At 60.1% G+C, this 18,538-nt stretch carries 18 protein-coding genes; 5 read left to right on the forward strand and 13 right to left on the reverse strand.

Annotation, left to right across the window (positions count from 1 at the left end):
* Window positions 1-129: 129 nt before the first annotated feature.
* The 10 genes from BLR20_RS11210 to BLR20_RS11260 form a co-directional block, all read right to left on the reverse strand.
* Window positions 130-894, reverse strand: a complete 765-nt coding sequence (locus tag BLR20_RS11210) for an ABC transporter ATP-binding protein (RefSeq protein WP_010436853.1) — start codon at window positions 892-894, stop codon at window positions 130-132.
* A 9-nt stretch (window positions 895-903) separates the two neighbouring features.
* Window positions 904-2,022: a succinylglutamate desuccinylase/aspartoacylase family protein gene (locus BLR20_RS11215; RefSeq protein WP_054993415.1), complete on the reverse strand. Its 1,119-nt coding sequence runs from the start codon at window positions 2,020-2,022 to the stop codon at window positions 904-906.
* A 12-nt stretch (window positions 2,023-2,034) separates the two neighbouring features.
* Window positions 2,035-2,745, reverse strand: coding sequence for an ABC transporter permease (locus BLR20_RS11220; protein WP_054993414.1), 711 nt, complete (start codon window positions 2,743-2,745; stop codon window positions 2,035-2,037).
* Complete coding sequence (locus BLR20_RS11225; protein ID WP_003363567.1) at window positions 2,742-3,470, reverse strand: ABC transporter permease; 729 nt, start codon at window positions 3,468-3,470, stop codon at window positions 2,742-2,744. Before BLR20_RS11225 ends, BLR20_RS11220 begins: the two co-directional genes overlap by 4 nt.
* A gap of 77 nt (window positions 3,471-3,547) precedes the next feature.
* Window positions 3,548-4,330, reverse strand: a complete 783-nt coding sequence (locus tag BLR20_RS11230; protein ID WP_010436860.1) for a transporter substrate-binding domain-containing protein — start codon at window positions 4,328-4,330, stop codon at window positions 3,548-3,550.
* 343 nt (window positions 4,331-4,673) lie between these two features.
* Window positions 4,674-6,377, reverse strand: coding sequence for an ATP-dependent DNA ligase (locus BLR20_RS11235; RefSeq protein ID WP_054993413.1), 1,704 nt, complete (start codon window positions 6,375-6,377; stop codon window positions 4,674-4,676).
* The gene (locus BLR20_RS11240) at window positions 6,374-7,420 is read right to left on the reverse strand and encodes a ligase-associated DNA damage response exonuclease (protein ID WP_054993412.1); all 1,047 of its coding nucleotides are present in this window, start codon (window positions 7,418-7,420) and stop codon (window positions 6,374-6,376) included. Before BLR20_RS11240 ends, BLR20_RS11235 begins: the two co-directional genes overlap by 4 nt.
* Before the next feature lie 672 nt (window positions 7,421-8,092).
* Window positions 8,093-10,567 (reverse strand): penicillin acylase family protein, encoded by a 2,475-nt coding sequence (locus BLR20_RS11250; protein ID WP_054993411.1) that lies wholly within the window; start codon window positions 10,565-10,567, stop codon window positions 8,093-8,095.
* Between the two features lie 169 nt (window positions 10,568-10,736).
* The gene (locus BLR20_RS11255; protein WP_032614908.1) at window positions 10,737-11,381 is read right to left on the reverse strand and encodes a glutathione binding-like protein; all 645 of its coding nucleotides are present in this window, start codon (window positions 11,379-11,381) and stop codon (window positions 10,737-10,739) included.
* Window positions 11,382-11,488: 107 nt separating this feature from the next.
* A complete protein-coding gene (locus BLR20_RS11260) occupies window positions 11,489-11,689 on the reverse strand; it encodes an SEC-C metal-binding domain-containing protein (RefSeq protein ID WP_003402305.1) in 201 nt (66 codons plus the stop codon).
* Window positions 11,690-11,847: 158 nt separating this feature from the next.
* Here BLR20_RS11260 and BLR20_RS11265 point away from each other — a divergent pair, with 158 nt between their 5' ends.
* From BLR20_RS11265 to BLR20_RS11275, 3 genes are all read left to right on the forward strand, one after another.
* Window positions 11,848-12,504, forward strand: coding sequence for a LexA family protein (locus BLR20_RS11265; protein ID WP_032614910.1), 657 nt, complete (start codon window positions 11,848-11,850; stop codon window positions 12,502-12,504).
* 128 nt (window positions 12,505-12,632) lie between these two features.
* Window positions 12,633-12,881 (forward strand): DUF1654 domain-containing protein, encoded by a 249-nt coding sequence (locus BLR20_RS11270; protein ID WP_032614912.1) that lies wholly within the window; start codon window positions 12,633-12,635, stop codon window positions 12,879-12,881.
* Window positions 12,882-13,071: 190 nt separating this feature from the next.
* Entirely contained in the window at window positions 13,072-13,401 is a 330-nt protein-coding gene (locus tag BLR20_RS11275; RefSeq protein WP_010428713.1) for a hypothetical protein, read from the forward strand.
* Between the two features lie 10 nt (window positions 13,402-13,411).
* Here the strand turns inward: BLR20_RS11275 and BLR20_RS11280 are convergent, their stop codons facing one another.
* Window positions 13,412-13,903 carry an LEA/WHy family protein gene (locus BLR20_RS11280; RefSeq protein WP_010428710.1) on the reverse strand — a complete coding sequence of 164 codons (492 nt, stop codon included), beginning with the start codon at window positions 13,901-13,903 and terminating at the stop codon, window positions 13,412-13,414.
* Between the two features lie 117 nt (window positions 13,904-14,020).
* On the opposite strand from BLR20_RS11280, the gene BLR20_RS11285 reads away from it, so the two are divergent.
* Entirely contained in the window at window positions 14,021-14,572 is a 552-nt protein-coding gene (locus tag BLR20_RS11285) for a hypothetical protein (RefSeq protein ID WP_054993410.1), read from the forward strand.
* Window positions 14,573-14,683: 111 nt separating this feature from the next.
* The gene (locus BLR20_RS11290; RefSeq protein WP_054993409.1) at window positions 14,684-17,119 is read left to right on the forward strand and encodes a TonB-dependent receptor; all 2,436 of its coding nucleotides are present in this window, start codon (window positions 14,684-14,686) and stop codon (window positions 17,117-17,119) included.
* Between the two features lie 427 nt (window positions 17,120-17,546).
* Here BLR20_RS11290 and BLR20_RS11300 read toward each other — a convergent pair whose 3' ends face one another.
* Entirely contained in the window at window positions 17,547-18,020 is a 474-nt protein-coding gene (locus tag BLR20_RS11300; RefSeq protein ID WP_003314410.1) for a YchJ family protein, read from the reverse strand.
* Between the two features lie 3 nt (window positions 18,021-18,023).
* A complete protein-coding gene (locus BLR20_RS11305; protein WP_003314411.1) occupies window positions 18,024-18,521 on the reverse strand; it encodes a DUF6231 family protein in 498 nt (165 codons plus the stop codon).
* Window positions 18,522-18,538 lie beyond the last annotated feature (17 nt).

Consider the following 18,538-nt stretch of genomic DNA (forward strand, 5'->3'; position numbering starts at 1 on the left):
GCGTCGGCATGCCGTTCTGGACGCTCTGCGTCCTCTTTATGACGCGTAGCGTCATGAAGTGCATTCCCACGCTGGAGCGTGGGAATGAGATTTGAGGGGGATCCAGACGTTTGCGTGCAGCCATCCGTGCTACTTCAGATTGCCGCTCAAGAACTGCTGCAAACGTTCGCTTTTCGGGTTGTTGAGGACTTCATCCGGGTGGCCGGATTCTTCGACCTGGCCCTGGTGCAGAAACACCACCTGGCTCGCCACCTTGCGGGCGAAGCCCATTTCGTGGGTGACCAGAATCATCGTCCGGCCTTCTTCAGCCAGGCCCTGAATGACCTTCAGCACTTCACCGACCAGCTCCGGGTCCAGCGCGGAGGTAGGCTCGTCGAAGAGCATGATCTCCGGCTCCATCGCCAGTGCGCGGGCGATGGCCACGCGCTGCTGTTGCCCACCGGAGAGAAACGCGGGGTACTGATCGGCGACACGTTCCGGCAGACCGACCTTTTCCAGGTATTTGCGCGCGCGAGCTTCGGCTTCGGCCTTGGGCACGCCCAGAACCCGGCGCGGTGCCATGGTGATGTTTTCCAGCACGGTCATGTGCGCCCACAGGTTGAAGTGCTGAAACACCATCGCCAGCCGCGTGCGGATACGCTGCAGCTCATCCGGGTCGGCAACGCGCATGCCGTCCTTGTCGCTGACCATGCGCACCTGCTTGCCATCCAGGCTCATCGCCCCGTCACTGGGCTGTTCGAGGAAGTTGATGCAGCGCAAAAAGGTGCTCTTGCCGGAGCCACTGGCGCCGATCAGGCAGATGACGTCACCGCTGCTGGCCTTGAGCGATACGCCTTTGAGCACTTTGTTGTCGCCATAGCTTTTGTGCAGGCCATCGATGGTCAGTTTGTACATGACAGGTCCTCAAGGAGAAAGTAGATAGCCGCTGCGATAGGCCTGGGTGCCGGCGATGTGCGCAATGACCATGCCGGCAGTCGCCATGCGGCGCAGCGAACGCGCATACAGCAGGCCTGCGTTGAGGGCATGGATGCAGGTCACGGTGTCGCTGATCGGGTCAATGACCTCGGCAATCAGCTGGCCGGCCTCGACGTGTTCGCCAGGCATCGCGCAGAACACCAGCAGGCCGCCGACCGGCGTAGCCACCGGTTCGACCGCTGCCAGTGGCGTAGCGGGGTAGAGCAGTTCGGGCAGCGGCTGCAGATCGCCGTCAATGATGCCGGCGTCGATCAGGTAATGAATGATCGCCTGACAGTCTCGGCTGGCCAGCGCATGGTTGACATCGCCTTGTCCGCGCAGCTCCAGGGTCACCGAAAAGCTGCCCATGGGAATCGGAAAGCGCTCGCCAAAGCGTTGCTGCAATTGCCACCAGACCAGCGTGAAGCATTCATCGAACGACTGCCCGCCCGAGTCGGTTGCCAGCAGGCTGGCTTGCGCGCCCAGGTAGCGGGATAACGGTTCGACTTTCGGCCAGGCCTCGGGCGTGGTGTACAGGTGTTCGACCGACTCGAAATCACAGTGCAGGTCCAGCACCATGTCGGCGTCGCAGGCCAGGCGCTGCAGGCTCAGGCGCAGCGACTGCAGCTGGGTGGTCGCCGGTACGGCATTCAGCGCCGCCAGCAGGCTGTGCCTTACCAACGCACGATTGTGCTCTGCGTCGGCCGTCAGTCGGGCTTCGATGTCATCACCGACCTGAGTGCCGAGGTCGCTGAACCAGCGATTGAAGTTCTGGCCGCTTTCCAGCTCGTAGCGGCCCAGCGGGGTGTCCATCAGCACCTGTTCCAGACCGATCGGGTTGGCCACGGGCACCACAACGATTTCGCCCAGCAGGCGCCCGGCGTTTTCCAGTTCGGCCAGACGCTGCTTCAGGTACCAGGCCACCAGCATGCCCGGCAGCTCGTCGGCATGCAGTGACGCCTGTATGTAGACTTTGCCGGAGCCGTTTTGCGGACCGTAATGAAAACTGTGGATCTGCCGGCCAGTGCCGGGCACTGGCGACAGCAAGTCATGGGTGTGATGGCGCATGTTCAGTCCTGATTAGTGGGCCGGGCCGAGAAAGGCCAGCCAGCGGCGTTCGGCAAGGCGGAACAGCCCGACCAGAATGAACGTCACGGTCAGGTACATGACAGCGGCGATACCGAAGGACTGGAAGGTCATGAAGGTGGCCGAGTTGGCATCCCGCGCCACTTTCAGGATGTCCGGCACTGTGGCAGTGAAGGCCACCGTGGTCGAGTGCAGCATCAGGATCACTTCGTTGCTGTAATACGGCAGAGAGCGGCGCAGCACCGACGGCATGATCACGTAGGCGTAAAGCTTCCAGCCCGTCAGGCCGTAGGCTTTGGCCGCCTCGACTTCGCCGTGAGCCATGCTGCGGATCGCCCCGGCAAAGATCTCCGTGGTGTAGGCGCAGGTGTTCAGGGTGAAGGCCAGGATCGTGCAGTTCATCGCATCGCGAAAGAACGCATCGAGCATCGGCTGTTCACGCACTGCAGCAATGCTGTAAATGCCGGTGTAGCAGATCAGCAGCTGTATATAGAGGGGCGTGCCGCGAAACAGGTAGGTGTAGAACTGTACCGGCCAGCGCACCCAGCGGTTTCTCGACACCCGCGCAATCGACAGCGGGATCGACACGCAGAAGCCGATGGCGATGGAGGCGCTGAGCAGCCACATGGTCATCGCCAGGCCGGTCACGTTGACGCCATCCGTATAAAGGAAGGGTTTCCAGTATTCCTGCAGCAATTCGATCATCGCTGTGCCTCCCGGCTGCCTGCGGCGTAATACCGCTCAGCCCAACGCAGGGCGAAGTTAGAGGCGCTGGTGATCAGCAGGTAGATCAATGCCGCCAGCACCAGAAAGTAGAACAACTGATAGGTGCTCTTGCCCGCATCCTGTGACGCCTTGACCAGATCGGCCAGGCCGATGATCGATACCAGCGCAGTCGCCTTGAGCAGCACCTGCCAGTTGTTGCCGATCCCCGGCAGCGCGTAACGCATCATCTGCGGGAACACGACGTAACGAAAACGCTGGCCGCGTTTCAGCCCATAGGCCGTCGCTGCCTCCACCTGACCGCGAGGCACGGACAGAATCGCGCCGCGAAACGTCTCGGTGAAGTACGCACCATAAATGAAGCCCAGGGTGATGACGCCTGCGCCGAACGGGTTGATCTCGATGTATTCCCATTCCATCGCATCGGTCAGCATGGTGAGCCAGGTTTGCAGGCTGTAGAAAATCAGCAGCATCAACACCAGGTCCGGAACACCACGGATCAGTGTCGTATAAATCTGCGCCGGCACGCGCAGCAGCGCGGAGCTCGACAGTTTGGCGCTGGCCCCGATCAGCCCGAGCAAAATGCTCAGAGCAAGCGACAGCACAGCCAGTTTGACGGTCATCCAGGTGCCTTCCAGCAACAGCGGGCCAAAGCCCTTCAGGCTGAATGCCGAGAGTCCCAGGTTTTGCATGAGTGCATCGAGCATGGATAGGCCTTGTTACCAACAAAAACGCCCACCGATCGGGCGACGAATGATCGCCGAAATCGATGGGCGTCGGGGTGTTATTTACCGCTGTAGAGGTTCAGGTCGCCAAAGTGTTTTTTCTGGATTTCAGCGTAGGTGCCGTCGTCGTGCATTGCCTTGATGCCTTTATCCAGCAGCGCTTTTAGTTCCTTGTTGCCCTTGGCAATACCGATGGCGGTCTTGGCAGGCAGCAGTTCGCTGTCTATAGGCTTGCTGACTTCGTAGTCAGCGCCGGCTGGCGATTTGAGGAAGCCCAGTTCGGCCTGCAGCATGTCCTGGATAGAAGCGTCCAGACGGCCCGAAGTCAGGTCAGCGTAAACCTGGTCCTGGTTGGCATAGGCCTTGGTGGATACACCGGCCTTGTCCAGTACCGCCTTGGCGTAGGCTTCCTGGATAGTGCCTTGCTCATAGCCCACAGTCTTGCCTTTCAGGCTGGCCGGGTCGGCGGTAAAGCCTGCACCTTTCTTGAACACCAGCGAGGTCGGGCCGGAGAACAGTTCGCTGGAGAAGTCGATGACTTTTTCGCGGGCAGGGGTCACGGTCATCGAGGAGATAACGCCGTCGAATTTACGTGCCTTGAGGCCGGGGATCATGCCGTCGAAGTCGCTTTCGACCCATTTGCAGGTGACTTTCAGCTCTTTGCAGATCGCGTTGCCCAGATCGATATCGAAGCCGACCAGGCTGCCATCGGCCGCTTTGGATTCGAACGGTGCGTAAGATGGATCGACGCCGAAGCGCAGTTCCTTGTATTCCTTGGCCATGGTGTTACCGGCGGCGATGCACAGAGCCAGTGCAGAAAGAGTCAGCCATGCTTTTTTCATTGTTCAGTCCTTAAAACCTTAAATGGGGCGTTGGGAATACGCGAAGCGTGCTACCGGCGAGTGCCAGACTGGCAGAAGGTAGCAATTTCCGAACCAGAGCGATGAACGTGCGTTTGAAATGTAAGGCGTTGTCGCTATTTCGTATAAACGGCTGGCAATTGGCCGCCCATGCGCGCTTACGGGACTGCTGCTCATCGCCCGGCCTTGGGCAAGGTGTTTTTTAAGGTGGGGCAGAGCGGAAGATTGGTAACGAATCGGGAAGTTTCCTACAGGTAGGCAGGATAATTCACCATTCGGTGTTTCAAAAAGGTGCACGGTGTTTTGCTTGCGCCTTTTTGGTGCCCTAGTTCAGCAGGTCCTGCAGCGTTGCCAGACTGTCGGCTTCGGCTACCGGCTTGTCCTGCCGCCAGCGCAGCATGCGCGGGAAACGCACCGCGATGCCGCTTTTGTGACGCTTCGACAGAGCGATGCCTTCAAAGCCCAACTCGAACACCAGCGTCGGGGTTACGCTGCTGACCGGCCCGAATTTCTCCACCGTCGTCTTGCGAACGATGGCGTCGACCTTGCGCATTTCTTCATCGGTCAGTCCCGAGTAGGCCTTGGCGAACGGCACCAGCGTGCGCTCACTGGCTTCAGGCGGGCCGTCCCACACCGCAAAGGTGTAATCGCTGTACAGGCTGGCGCGTCGCCCGTGGCCGCGTTGCGCGTAAATCAGCACGGCGTCTACACTGAACGGGTCGATTTTCCATTTCCACCACACCCCCATGTCCTTGGTGCGACCGACGCCATACAGCGAGTCGCGAGCCTTGAGCATCATGCCCTCGACGCCCAGGCTGCGAGAGGCTTCGCGCTGGGTGGCCAGATCGAGCCAGTCCTTGCCAGCGAGCACCGGGGAAGGCATCAGCACCTCGCTTTGGCAGGTTTCGATCAAGGCTTCCAGTTGCGAGCGGCGTTCATGTTGCGGGCGACTGCGCCAGTCATCGCCTTGCCACTCAAGCAGGTCATAGGCGAGCACCACGACCGGAACGTCGGCAAGAATCTTTTTGCCGAGCGTCTTCCGGCCTATCCGCTGTTGCAGCAGGGCGAACGGTTGAACCGAGGGCGCAGCCGCAGGAGCATCGCTGTTCAAGGCAAACTCCGCATCGGCATCCGGGTTCGCATCGGGGGCTTTCCAGACTACGATTTCGCCGTCGATCACCGTGCCGTCCGGCAGGCACTGCACCAGGCTGTGCAGTTCGGGAAAACGGTCGGTCACCAGTTCTTCGCCGCGCGACCAGATCCACAAGCGTCCGTCACGTTTGACCAGTTGCGCGCGAATGCCGTCCCACTTCCATTCCACCTGCCAGTTCTGCGCCGGACCGAGCAAGTCCTCGAACTGGTCGGCGGGCTGTTGCAGGGAGTGGGCGAGAAAAAACGGGTAGGGCTGGCCGCCACGTTGAGCGTGCTCGTCTTCGGACTCAGGCGCGATCAGCTTCAAATAGCGCTCGGCGCTGGGCCGGTGCGACAAGTCGGTGTAACCCACCAGTCGTTGTGCGACGCGTTTGCTGTCGATGTCAGCCAGCGCTGCCAGCGCACGGGTGACCAACAGCTTGGACACGCCGACCCGGAAACTGCCGGTGATAAGCTTGATGCACACCATCAGACTGCTGCGGTCCAGTTGCGACCAGAACAGCGGCAGCCGCTCGGCGAGTTCTTCAGGCGGCAGGCCGCGCAATGGCAACAGCTTGTCCTCCATCCAGGTGGCCAGGCCTTCGTCGTTACTGTGGTCGGCTTGGGGCAGCAAGAGCGACAGGGTTTCCGCCAGGTCACCGACCGCCTGATAGCTTTCTTCGAACAGCCATTCCGGCAGATTTGCCAGGGTCATTGCCTGTTCGCGCAGCACACGGGTGGGTACCAATTGCCGTGGGCGTCCGCCTGACAGAAAGTACACCGCCCAGGCGGCGTCCTCTGCTGCTGCCTTTTCGAAGTAGTCGCGCATTGCGGCGAGTTTGGCGTTGCTTGAAGTGGTAGCGTCCAGCTGCGCGTAGAGTTCAGCGAAGGCTTTCATGACTGAGCCTCGCCCGTGCTTGCCGCTTCGGGTTCGCTGGCTGCCGGGTTGCTGTCTTCTTCATCGCCGTATTCGGTGCTGAAGCCCTGTGCGTCCAGGCCCAGTTCACGCAGGTAACGCACCAGTATGCCGACCGAACCGTGGGTCACCATGACGCGCTCGGCACCGGTCTGTTCGACAGCCCAGAGCAGGCCCGGCCAGTCGGCGTGATCGGACAACACAAAACCGCGATCTACACCGCGCCGGCGTCGTGTGCCGCGCAGCATCATCCAGCCGCTGGCAAACGCATCGCTGTATTCGCCAAAGCGCTTCATCCAGCTGCTGCCACCTGCCGAAGGTGGGGCGAGGATCAACGCCTGGCGCAGCGCTGGGTCGGTTTTTTTGAAATCCCCGGCGTACTGGGTTTCCGGGATGTAGATGCCGCCTTCGCGATACACGCGGTTCAGCGGCTCGACGGCACCGTGGACCAGAATCGGTCCGATCTGCGCGTCGATACCGTGCAGGATGCGCTGGGCCTTGCCGAACGAGTAAGCGAACAACACGCTGGCCTTGCCTTGGGCCGCATTGGCACGCCACCACTGGTTGATGCCTTCGAAGATCTGCGCTTGCGGCGCCCAGCGATAGATCGGCAGGCCGAAGGTCGATTCGGTAATAAAGGTATGGCAGCGCACCGGCTCGAAAGCGGCACAGGTGCCGTCCGGCTCGACTTTGTAATCGCCGGAAGCAACCCACACCTCGCCTTGGTACTCCAGCCGCACCTGCGCCGACCCCAACACATGCCCGGCCGGATGCAGGCTCAGCTTCACCCCGTGATGGGTGATGGTTTCGCCGTATTCCAGGGTCTGCAGATTAATGTCCTGCCCAAGGCGCGAACGCAGAATGCCCTCGCCACTGGCCGCCGACAGGTAATGCTCATTGCCGGTACGGGCATGGTCGCCATGCGCATGGGTGATGACTGCCCGTTCGACCGGACGCCATGGATCGATATAGAAATCACCGGGTGGGCAATACAAACCTTCGGGGCGAGCAACGACAAGATCCATGGGGCAACCGTATGGATGGGCTTGTTAGCTATGAGCCGGGAAGGATCTGGAAGTTCGGGGAGTTTGCGTGAGCGCTGCGGAGCGTGAGGTGCGACAGCAGGTGAATTAGGGCTCGACTCAAGGTCACCTTTTCGCCTCTGACTATCGTTCCCATGCTCCGCGTGGGAATGCAGTTCGTGACGCTCCGCGTCACACAGGGGTTCTGCGATGTCAGGTGGATTGAGGTTCGGCTCACGTCACCTTTTCGCCCCTCGGCGACCTACTTTGATGGGGCCAAAGTAGGCAAACCCCCAAGCTCCGTTTCCGGCCCGACTGCGTCGGGTTCCTTCGTCCTGACACTGATCCGGGGGGCGCCGCAACGGGCCATCCATGGCCCGGTGCGGCTAGCCTGGCGTCCTGCCAGGCTACCCCCGGATCAGCGCCAGGACTCAGCCGTCACTTACGTCGCACTCTGCGTCGTCAGTGCCATCGCGACAGAAAAGCGCTTTTATGCACGATGGTGTTTTTCCCGGACATTGATGACTCAAGCCGAACCCCAATCTACCTGACAAAGAAAAACCGCCGTGTGACGCAGAGCTTCACAAACTGCATTACCACGCTGGAGCGTGGGAACGATAGGTGTCCTGAAGACACCATCGTGCCCATGCTCCCTCTGCGTCCGATTTTCGGTGCTTACTTGCCCGGCGTCAGCGTCAGGCGTTGCTTGCCGTAGCCCTTTTCGTAGTTCTGTTGTTGCACCGGAATCGACTGGTACTGGCCTTTCTGCCACGGCTCGATGCTGTTGGCGTAATACGGGCTTGCCGGGTTGTCGGATTGGCCGGTGCTGATCAGGCCGGTCATCGGTTCGACCAGGCTGAAGTCGACGATCATGCGCAGACCGGGCGCCATGCGTGCGTCGAAGCCTTTGCCCCACTCGAAGCCGGACACGTTCAGCGTCGTGTGATCACCACCCGCTGGCGTGGCGCCGCGGTTGAACTCGCCGCCACCCAACTGCTTGGCCAGCGGGCTGGTCGAGGCCCAGTTGTCACGGTGCAGCTTGCCCCATTGCCAGGCCTTGTGATCGCTGCCCAACAGGCTGTCGCCGCTGGTGATGGCGGCCGCCAGGCTGCGCGCAAGGATGGCCGGTTTGTCTTCCTTCTGCGGCGTTTTGACGTCATCCCAGTACGGGCTGTCATCGCGGCCCAGCAGGTGGTCGGCCTGTGGTGAGTAGGATGAGCTGGCATTGGCAACCAGTGCCTGCCAAGCAGGGCTGGTTTCCGGACCCAACTCATCAAGGAAAATCTGCTTGGCGCTTTCCTGCAGAAACAGCTCGTACAGCGCCGCGTCAGCTGAAGTAGCACTGAGCTTGCCGTCAAACGCCATCAGGCGCGTGAACGCTTCGCGGGCCTTGTTGCGCTCGGCTTCAGGCAGGGCATCAATGGCCTGCTTGAGCGGCTTGCTCATGCCTGGCGCCTGGAACATGGTCTTGAGCTTGGCGGCGAACGTCGTGGTCTGGTCGTATTGCATGGCGATGGTGCTACGCAGGTCCTGCTTGCCGCCGTTGGCCAGTTCGGCAATCCGCTCGGCGCGCTCCGGGTAGCCCCACGAGTTGGAAAGCTGCATGCCGTAGCCTTTCGGAATCGTGCGCTGATTGGCCGCTGCGAGCCAGCCTTGGCGCGGGTCCTGATCATAGGGATGAAGCATCGAGTCGGCGAAACCGTCCCAGTCGTATTGCCCATCCCAGCCCGGCGAAGGCAGCAGGCCCTGGCCTTCACGACGGTTCGGGAAGCGGCCGGTGACCTGCCAGCCAATGTTCGAGGCATCGGCAAAAATCATGTTCAAGGTGATCGCCCGAATCTCGCGGCTGGTATCGAAGGCTTTCTCGACGTTAGGCGCACGGGACAGATCGAAGAACGCATCCAGGCTTTTGTCGTCCTTGAAGTTCGGGACTTGCAGCGCCAGGCTCAAACCGTTGCCGGGCGGGGTAGCCGATGCATTGAGCAGCGCGCCGTGGCGCGTTTCGTACACGGTTTCGCGCAGCGGGCTGCCGCCCTTGACCAGGAAGGTTTCCTGGTGAGCGGCCGCTGGCAGCCATTTGCCGTCAGCCATATAGGAGACGCGGTTGCCTTCGCGCTTGATCTTCTCCAGAAACAGGTCCTGGTTGTCACCCTTGACGTTGCTCATGCTCCACGCCAGTTTGCCGTTGAAACCGCTGAGCACCAGCGGCATACCGGCGATGGTGACACCGGACACCTGGTATTTCGGTGCGCGGATCTGCACGAAGCTCCACGCGGAGTTGAGCCCGGCAGGCAGTTGCATGTCACTGGCCAGCAGACTCTTGCCGTTTCGGCTGCGTTGTGGCGCGATGGCCCAGTTGCTGGAGGCTGCAACGCCGAGCATGTTCAGGTCCGAGAGCTGCAGGGCGATTCTGTTCAGATCGCTCAGGCCGTTGACCTGATTGTTCAGGTTCAGGCCTTTGAGCTTGTCGGCTTCGGCAAATGGTAATTCTTCGTCAGGGTAGGTCGGCAGTAGCCAGGCGAGCTTGTCCGCGCTGACTTTCTGCGCCAGGACCAGCGCCGACAGCTCTTCCTGCAGGTTTACCGACAGGCTGAAGTTGAGCAGGCTGAAGATCAGCGCCGAGTCTTCCGGCTTCCAGTATTCCGGCTTGTAGCCTGAACTGGCGATATCCGCAGGCAGCTTGTCGCGATAGCGGAACAGGTAGGCGTTCACGCCGCGCGCATAGACATCGAAGAAGCGCTTCAAGCGCGGCGACGCAGCGTTGTACAGGTCGCTGGCGTTCTGCTTGAGGTTGACCGAGCGCATCAGACGGTCGACATCCAGCGCATCGGCGCCGGCCATTTCCGACAAACGGCCCTGCGCCAGCAAGCGCATGCCGAGCATCTGACTGATTCGGTCACCGGCATGAACGTAGCCGAGCGTGAACAGCGCATCGTGGTAGCTGCTGCTTTCTATCAGCGGCATACCCATCGTGTTGCGGCGCACGGAAACGTTCTGCGCCAGCCCTTTGAGCGGGAACGTCCCGGAAACAGGCAGCACGGTCTCGGGATCGCCGCCGCCCAACTGGCAGCCGGCAAGGCTCAGGAAGCTCGCCGCAGCGGCGGCAGCGCCGAATCGGGGTAGAAAATGACGAAGGGCTGGCGAGGCCATGGGCAAGCTCCTGGAGGGGTAACGTACAAAAGCCGCTACGTTAGAGAGCAGCCCGTCAGCGCGCAAGCGGGGAGGGCGAGTTTATTTCAGGATTTTGCAGAAGTGGCCAGACGCCTCTCGTGCCATTGCTCGGCATGGGCACGAGAGTCGACATTTCAGTCCAGGTGACTCAAGGCTTCGACGGATTGATCTTCTCGACCAGCGCATACGCACGTTGAGTCGCTTCTCGACCGGCGATGCTGTCGAACCAGCGCTTGAGGTGCGGGAAGTCGTCCAGGTTCTGTTGTTGATAGGTGTGCGGCACGATCCACGGGTAGATCGCCATGTCGGCGATGCTGTACTCGTCACCCGCTACGAACTCGCGATCGGCCAGACGCTTGTCCAGTACGCCATACAGTCGCGCGGTTTCGTTGACGTAGCGCTCGATCGCGTAGGGGATTTTTTCCTTGGCGAAACGATTGAAGTGATGATTCTGCCCCGCCATCGGACCGAGTCCGCCCATTTGCCAGAACAGCCATTGCGACACTTCCTGGCGGCCACGCAGATCCTGCGGGATGAATTGCCCGGTTTTCTCGGCCAGGTACAGCAGAATGGCGCCTGACTCGAACAGGCTCAGCGGTGCGCCGCCGTCAGCGGGCCGGTGATCGACAATCGCCGGGATGCGGTTGTTGGGGGCGATTTTCAGGAATTCAGCTTTGAATTGCTCGTTGTTGCCGATGTTCACCGGAAAGATCGTGTAGGGCAGGCCTGCCTCTTCCAGAAACAGTGTGATTTTGTGCCCGTTGGGCGTGGTCCAGTAATGCAGGTCGATCATTGAGCGCTCCATGTGGGTGACCGAAACCCCATGTTTTACCTTGCTCACCTGCCGCCTACAAATGAAAACGGCCTGCATTGCAGGCCGTTTTCAGAATGCTCCGCGCCTTACGCGCCGTGGCATTTCTTGAATTTCTTGTCGCTGCCGCACGGGCAAGGATCGTTACGACCGACATCTTTAAGGGTATTGCGCACCGGCTCCTGGTGGGCATGACCGCAGTTCGGGCCGTGTACATGGCCGTGCTGGTGGTCGTGGTGATCGTGATCATGGTTGCAATCGGGGCCATGCACATGGTCTTGCTGGTTCATCGGTTTTACTCCGCAATTAAATCTGGCGCGCATTATCCCGCAAATCATGGCCAAGCAGTATCGGCATATTACAGTTCGCACAACGTCATTTTTTAAGTATGCTTAGTTTTGTTCGAGCGTTTTTCAGCGTTCCTTATTTCCATGTGCAGAGCCGACTCATGACCCGACAGGAACGTATCGCCAGGGCCATCGCCGCCAGTGGCCTGAAGAAAGGTGAAATTGCTGCACAGTGCGGCGTTGCCAACTCTGCCGTTACCCAGTGGATCAGCGGCGAAAGCAAAAGCCTGCGGCCGGAAAACCTTTACGCACTGGCCCGTGCCACGGGCTTTCGTGCCGAATGGCTGGCGATTGGCGAGGGGCCGGAAAAAACGCCTGCCTTCGACGCCAACGTTGCGCTGATCGATCAGCCGAACATGTCCTTCCGCTATCCGGTGATCAGCTGGGTGTCGGCGGGTTCCTGGGAAGAGGCAGTCCAGCCTTATCCCGACGGCTTTTCCGATCGCTATGAAATCTCCGACTACGACTCCAAGGGGCCGGCGTTTTGGCTGGAGGTCAAAGGCGATTCGATGACCGCGCCCACCGGCGTCAGCGTGCCGGAGGGGATGATGATTCTGGTGGACACGGAGGCCGACGTGCAGCCCGGCAGGCTGGTGATCGCCAAGCTGCCCGCCAGCAACGAGGCGACATTCAAGAAGCTGGTCGAGGATGGCGGCACACGCTACCTGAAGCCCCTGAACCCGGCGTACAAAATGATCGAATGCGGTGCCGACTGTCGCATTATCGGCGTAGCCGTGAGGATGACCGGCAAGCTGTAAGCCTTGCGTAACAAGGCTTGCTGACGTTTTCGCCAAAGGTGCCCGTCAGGAAACGTCCCACGAAATGCTTGCGAGGTTCCTACAGCTGGAATACTGTATTTATATACAGTTATGCCTCGGAGGCTGTCATGGCCGGCAATGATAATGGATCGACAGGCAGGTCTTCCTACGAGCAGATCGGCAAGCGCATTCAACGGCTGGTATCTGCGCCGAATGTTCAAAAGACCCAGTGTGTCATCGTCGCCCGCCGTGATGATGAGCCCGTGGACAGCTGGAACGTGGTGCTGCAGGAAATCGAAGAGACCGAAGGCATCGAGATTGACCGCCAGCCAGACGGTTCGGTAAGGATCGGCTGGCAGCGCTACATCGATAACTGACTTCAAGCCTCTGCTGCTCGCCCGATAGCGCGGAGGGTTGATGGCATACGTTTGCTCATTATTTTAAGTATGCTTAATTTTTCGGTTTTTGCACGGTGTCGGGACCGCAGCGATCCCCGGAAGGCCCCCCCAGTGTCTGAATTTTTCTGTGTTCGTGAACGGCTGTATTTCTTGAACGGAGTCAGAAGCGATGGATATGTTGAATGGTTTGGCAGACAGAGGCGAGTGGCTGGTCGCCGGTCTGGTGGGTGCGATCATTTCTGGCTGGTGGCATAAGGCAGGTCTGCTTGACTGGCGTGCCTGGCTGGTTTTCTTGGTAACCGGGGTGGCCTGTGCAGTATTCCTCACCGGCATCGCCAGTGATTATCTGGGCGTGGCAGATCCGCGCAACACCACCGGCGTGGGCTTTCTGCTGGGGTCCTTCGGTGGCGCGCTGATCAGTGCCGTCAACCGGGCATTGTGGGCCGCGGACATCTGGAAGTTTCTTCTGGAACTGATCAAGGGCAAGCTGGGCGGATAGGCTGGAATGATCATCGGCGTTGGATCAGGTCTTCCGGCAGCACATCGCCTGACGTGCCGATGCGGACGTTGTGCCTGAACACAATGCCGGTCTTGAGCTTGCCGTCCAGTCGATAATGGATCGGCTCATCAGGCTTTTTCAGCAGTTGAGCGATGTACCGTGCGTAGCGCCAGAGGTTGGTGCGAATCGGCACCACAAAGGTTTTGCGGCTATTGCCGTCGACGACAAACCAGTCGCTGAACGTGTCATCGACAAGGACCATGTCATTGAGCGTGATCTTGTACTTCAGGCCACGCACCAGCAAGCTGTCTTCGTTGGGGTTGTCGACTTCGAAGTACAGCTTGAAATCCTGCTGTGTCAGCCTCGCCTTGACCACCTGGACCTTCAGCAAATGCACTTCCGGCTCCTGAGCGCGGTCAAAACTCAGGAGCGAGCATCCGCCGAGCCCGAACAGGATCAACGCAAGGCTTATGATTCTTGTAATGTGCGCCTGAAAAAACATGGATGTGCTCCCTTTGACGCCCGAGTCTACCAACTCGACGTTCAAGGGCAACGCGCTTGTTGCGCTGTCTGACGCTTCGCCATACTTTTACTGACGTGCATATCGGTGTCTTCTTTCATGAATCTCTACGAAATTGTCTTCAGCGCCGAACTGGTTGCCGGAGCACAACCCGAGAAGGTAAGGGCCAACCTTGGCAAGCTGTTCAATGCGGATGCCGAACGTCTGGACCTCCTGTTCTCGGGACGCCGGCTGGTTCTGAAAAACAATCTCGACGCAGTAACCGCAGAGAAATATCGCGCCACCCTCGAGCGCGCAGGCGCACTGGTGCGTGTGCTGGAAATGAATACGCCACCGCCCATGGAAGAGGTCGAACTGGCGCCGCCGCCCGACGCACCGACCTGGTTGCGCAAGACCTCGGTCAGTCCGGGGCGTCTGCAGATCAAACCGCGCGACGCTTACATGGCGGCTTTTGTGGACGTCGATGCGCCGGATTACTCGGTTGCAGAGGCAGGCGTCGAGTTGCTGCCCGACAGGCCTCAGCCTGCTGCGCCGCTGCTGGATCTCTCGCGTCTGAGCCTGGCCCCGGCGGGCAGCGACATGGGGCAGGTCGAAAAGCCCGAGCCGCAGGAGGCTCCCGATACGTCGCACCTGCGGATCGTCCCGGAGTGACGCTGCGAGCCCGCTGAATCCTGAAACGGAATTATTTTCAATCAGCCCTGTTACTTTCGAGCGTTCGTGCGGCTAACAGGCATTGAGAAGTATTCCATCAGGAGTTGCCCGATGTCCCGTTCGTTAGACACCCTTCTGCGTCCCAGTCTGTTGGCCGTGGCGATTGCCCTTTGCACGCCTCTGACCAGCCCGCTGTCGATGGCGGCGCAGCAGGCCAGCGTGGTTGCCTATGATCTGCCCGCAGGTCCGATGGCGACTACGCTGAATCAGATCTCCAGCCAGGGCGGTCTGGCACTGAGTCTTGACCCGGCACTGGTCGCCGGCAAAACCAGCTCTGCAGTGAAAGGCAATTTCGACGCGGCGACGGCCTTGCGCGAGGCGCTGCGTGGCAGCGGCCTGCAACTGGTGCAGAGCAGCGCCGGGACCTACACGCTGATGTTCATGGAACAGAACGCCTTGAACCTGTCGGACGTGAACATCAACGCCAACAGCACGCCCCTCGAAGGTTCGGAAGCGGCAGGTTATCGCAGCGAGAACGTCAGCAACGTCGGTGCGCTGGGTGGCATGAGGCTGCAGGACACGCCTTACTCCATCAGCGTCACGCCTCAGGCGTTGCTGAAAAACATCCAGGCGACCTCGCTGGACGATGTCATCAAGCACAACCCGTTTACCCAGATGTACTCGCCGACCAGCGCCGGTTATGCCAGTGCCGTCAACATCCGTGGTTTCAGCAGCGCCGGCAGCCTGAACATCGCCAATGATGGCCTGCGGTTCACCAACGGTGCCGACGGCAGCAACTACATGGAAGAGATGGAGCAGTTGGAAGTCATCACCGGTCTGACCGGCTTCCTGTATGGTCCAGCCTCGCCGGGCGGGCTGGTCAACTACGTGCTCAAGCGCCCGACCTATCAACGCTACAACAGCGTCACGCTGGGCAATGCCGGGGGTGAGAATTACTACCTGCACGGTGACTTCGGCGGGCCGATCGACAGTGAAGGCAAGTTTGCCTATCGCCTCAATGTGCTGACCCAGGATGGTGATACGGCCGTCGATCTGAACAAGCGTCGTCGCGAGATGATTTCCCTGGCGCTGGACTGGAACGTGTCCGACGACCTGCTGGTGCAGTTCGACGCCTCGCACAAGAAGACCGAAATTCGCGGCCTGACCAGTTACTGGTATTTCGGTGACCAGTCCCTGCGCCCCAGTGCGGCCTCGCTGGACAACGACAAGCTCTACAGCCAGAAGTGGTCGTTTTCCGATTATGAGTCCGACAAGGCCGGCGTGCGCGCCAAGTGGCGCTTGAACGACACCTTCACCTTGCGCGCGGCCTTCGCTGCCCAGCAGTACACCTCGGAGAACACCTACACCGGGCCGACGGTCTACAGCGCGGGCCTTTACTCGCAGCCGCTGTATGCCTTCGCTCCGATTGAAACCGAAGAAAAGACCGGCTCGTTGTTCCTCGATGCGGCGTTCGACACCGGTTTTCTCGGTCACAAGGTTACCGTTGGCTATCAGGGTAATACCTCGCGCCAGAAACAGTACGAGGATCACATTCCCTACACACCCGATCAGCCCGGCCCGCAATACGCCTCGCCAGTGGGCACGATACCGCTGGACCAGACACCTCAGGTTGGCAAGCCTGCGTACTCGATCGGGCATGGCGACCAGCGCCTGGCCAACAGTTCGGAAAGCAATAACATCCTGATCGGTGACGTCATCACCTTCAACGAACAATGGTCAACGATTCTGGGTGTGACCAACACGCAGATCAAAACCTACGCCAACGAGTTCGTTTATGCCAAGGCGTTCGGTTCCGCCGAAACCGAGACCACCTACAACGAGAGCAAGACCTCGCCGAACATCTCGCTGGTCTATAAGCCGCTGCCGTGGCTGACCACCTACGCCACCTATATAGAAGGCCTCCAATCAGGCGGCGTTGCGCCTAGCGGTACGCTCAATGCCGGCCAGGCGTTTGCGCCTGAAATCAGCGAGCAATACGAAATCGGCGCCAAGGCGACGCTGGGTGAAACACTGTTGACCCTGGCGCTGTTCAACATCGAAAAGCCTAATGGCTACACCACGGGTGGCAATATTTACGTGGTTGACGGACGTCAGGAAAACAACGGCCTGGAGTTCAGTGTGACAGGCAAGGTCATCCCTGAGCTGACACTGGTTGGCGGCTTTACCTTGCTCGACCCGAAGATCAAGAAAACCGGCGTCGCGGCGGATGAAGGCAACGTACCGACCAACGTCGCCAAGCAACTGGCCAAGGTCTACGCCGAATACGACATCAACCAGGTACCAGGCCTGGCCATGACCGGCGGGGCGTTCTACACCGGCAAGCAATACACCGACCAAAGCAACGAAAACGACCTGCCGTCCTTCACCACCTTCGACGCCGGAGCCCGCTACCGCCTGCGCCTTTCGGAAAACGACCTGACCCTGCGCGTCAACGTCAGCAACCTGACCAACAAGGAATACTGGCTCAACAGCAGCTACCTGGGCGACCCACGCACCGTCGCGTTCTCGGCGCAACTGGAGTTTTGAGGCGAGCCAGACCGCTGTGTGACGCAGAGCGTCACGAACTGCATGCCCACGCGGAGCATGGGAACGATAGTCAAAACCGCAGCCACTGCTGCAAAAGCGCTTTTCTACCACGATGGCACAGACGACGCAGAGTGCGACGTAAGTGACGGCTGAGTCCTGGCGCTGATCCGGGGGTAGCCTGGCAGGACGCCAGGCTAGCCGCACCGGGCCATGGATGGCCCGTTGCGGCGACCCCCGGATCAGTGACAGGGCGAAGGAACCCGACGAAGTCGGGCCGGAAACGGAGCCAGGGGGTTTGGTTACTTTGGCCCCATCAAAGTAACTCGCCGAGGGGCGAAAAGGTGACCTGAGCCGAACCCAATCTACCTAACAAAGAAAAACCGCCGTGTGACGCATGCACGATCCCGCTCAGGCAAAGAGGCGCGGCTCAGTCCACATAAGCCGAGCAGCACTTCTTGAACTTCTGCTCACTGCCACACGGACACGCATCATTACGCCCGGCCTTCAACGGCACGGTGGAGTCGATGAAGTACCAGCGTCCCTGATTCTGCACGAACGACGAACGCTCCTTGTGACTGTGCTCACCGTTGCCATCGTGCCAGCGAGCGGTAAAGGTCACGAACGCATGCTCAGGCTTGCCGCCGAACACCTCCGAGCTTTCTACCTCCAGCCCCAGCCAGGTGCTCTGCGCACTCCACTGGGCAATGGCCTCACGGTCCAGCCCGCCTTGCTGCACCGGCAGCGTGGTTTGCACCAGGTAGTCGGTCAGCCCCAGCACATAGGCGCTGTAGCGCGAGCGCATCAGTTTTTCCGCACCGGGTGCAGGCTGCCCCGCGTGATAGCGACCGCAGCAGGCCAGCAACAGATCGCCGCTGCCACATGGGCAAATGGCACTACTCATAGGTCACCACCAATACTTTCCAAAATTCTCCGGGTTGGCCCAGTACTTCGCGTTCAGCCAGTCGGGCACCTGTTTGTACTCACGCAGGTCGTACGTAAACAGGTTCAGCACCTGCTCGTCGCGGGCGAAGCGTTCGCTGGACTGCAGCGCCAGCGAGAAAAAATCGGTCTCCTGCCAACCGCAGGCCTGCAAGTCGGCGAGCACCGCGATGCGACTGGCGTTGAGGTTGCGGATACCACCCAGCAGCTCCAGGCCGGTACGCTTGGGGATGTGCTCAAGGCAATCGACCACCAGCGCCAGGTCGAAACGTTGTGCTGCGAGATGGGCAGGCAGCGCACCGGGCTCGGCCAGCGCAACCTCGGTCTGCGGGTGGGCCTCCTGAAAGGCTTGCAACGCCGGGAACGCCTGAGCGCCGATCAACAGCAGGCGTTGCGGCGCATAGCGATCGAGCAGGGCAGCCAGCGCTTGTTGGGGCGTACGGTTCGAGTAGCCGACGGTCATCGAAAGTCCTCTGGTTG

The organism is Pseudomonas congelans, from assembly GCF_900103225.1.
Taxonomy (GTDB): domain Bacteria; phylum Pseudomonadota; class Gammaproteobacteria; order Pseudomonadales; family Pseudomonadaceae; genus Aquipseudomonas; species Aquipseudomonas congelans.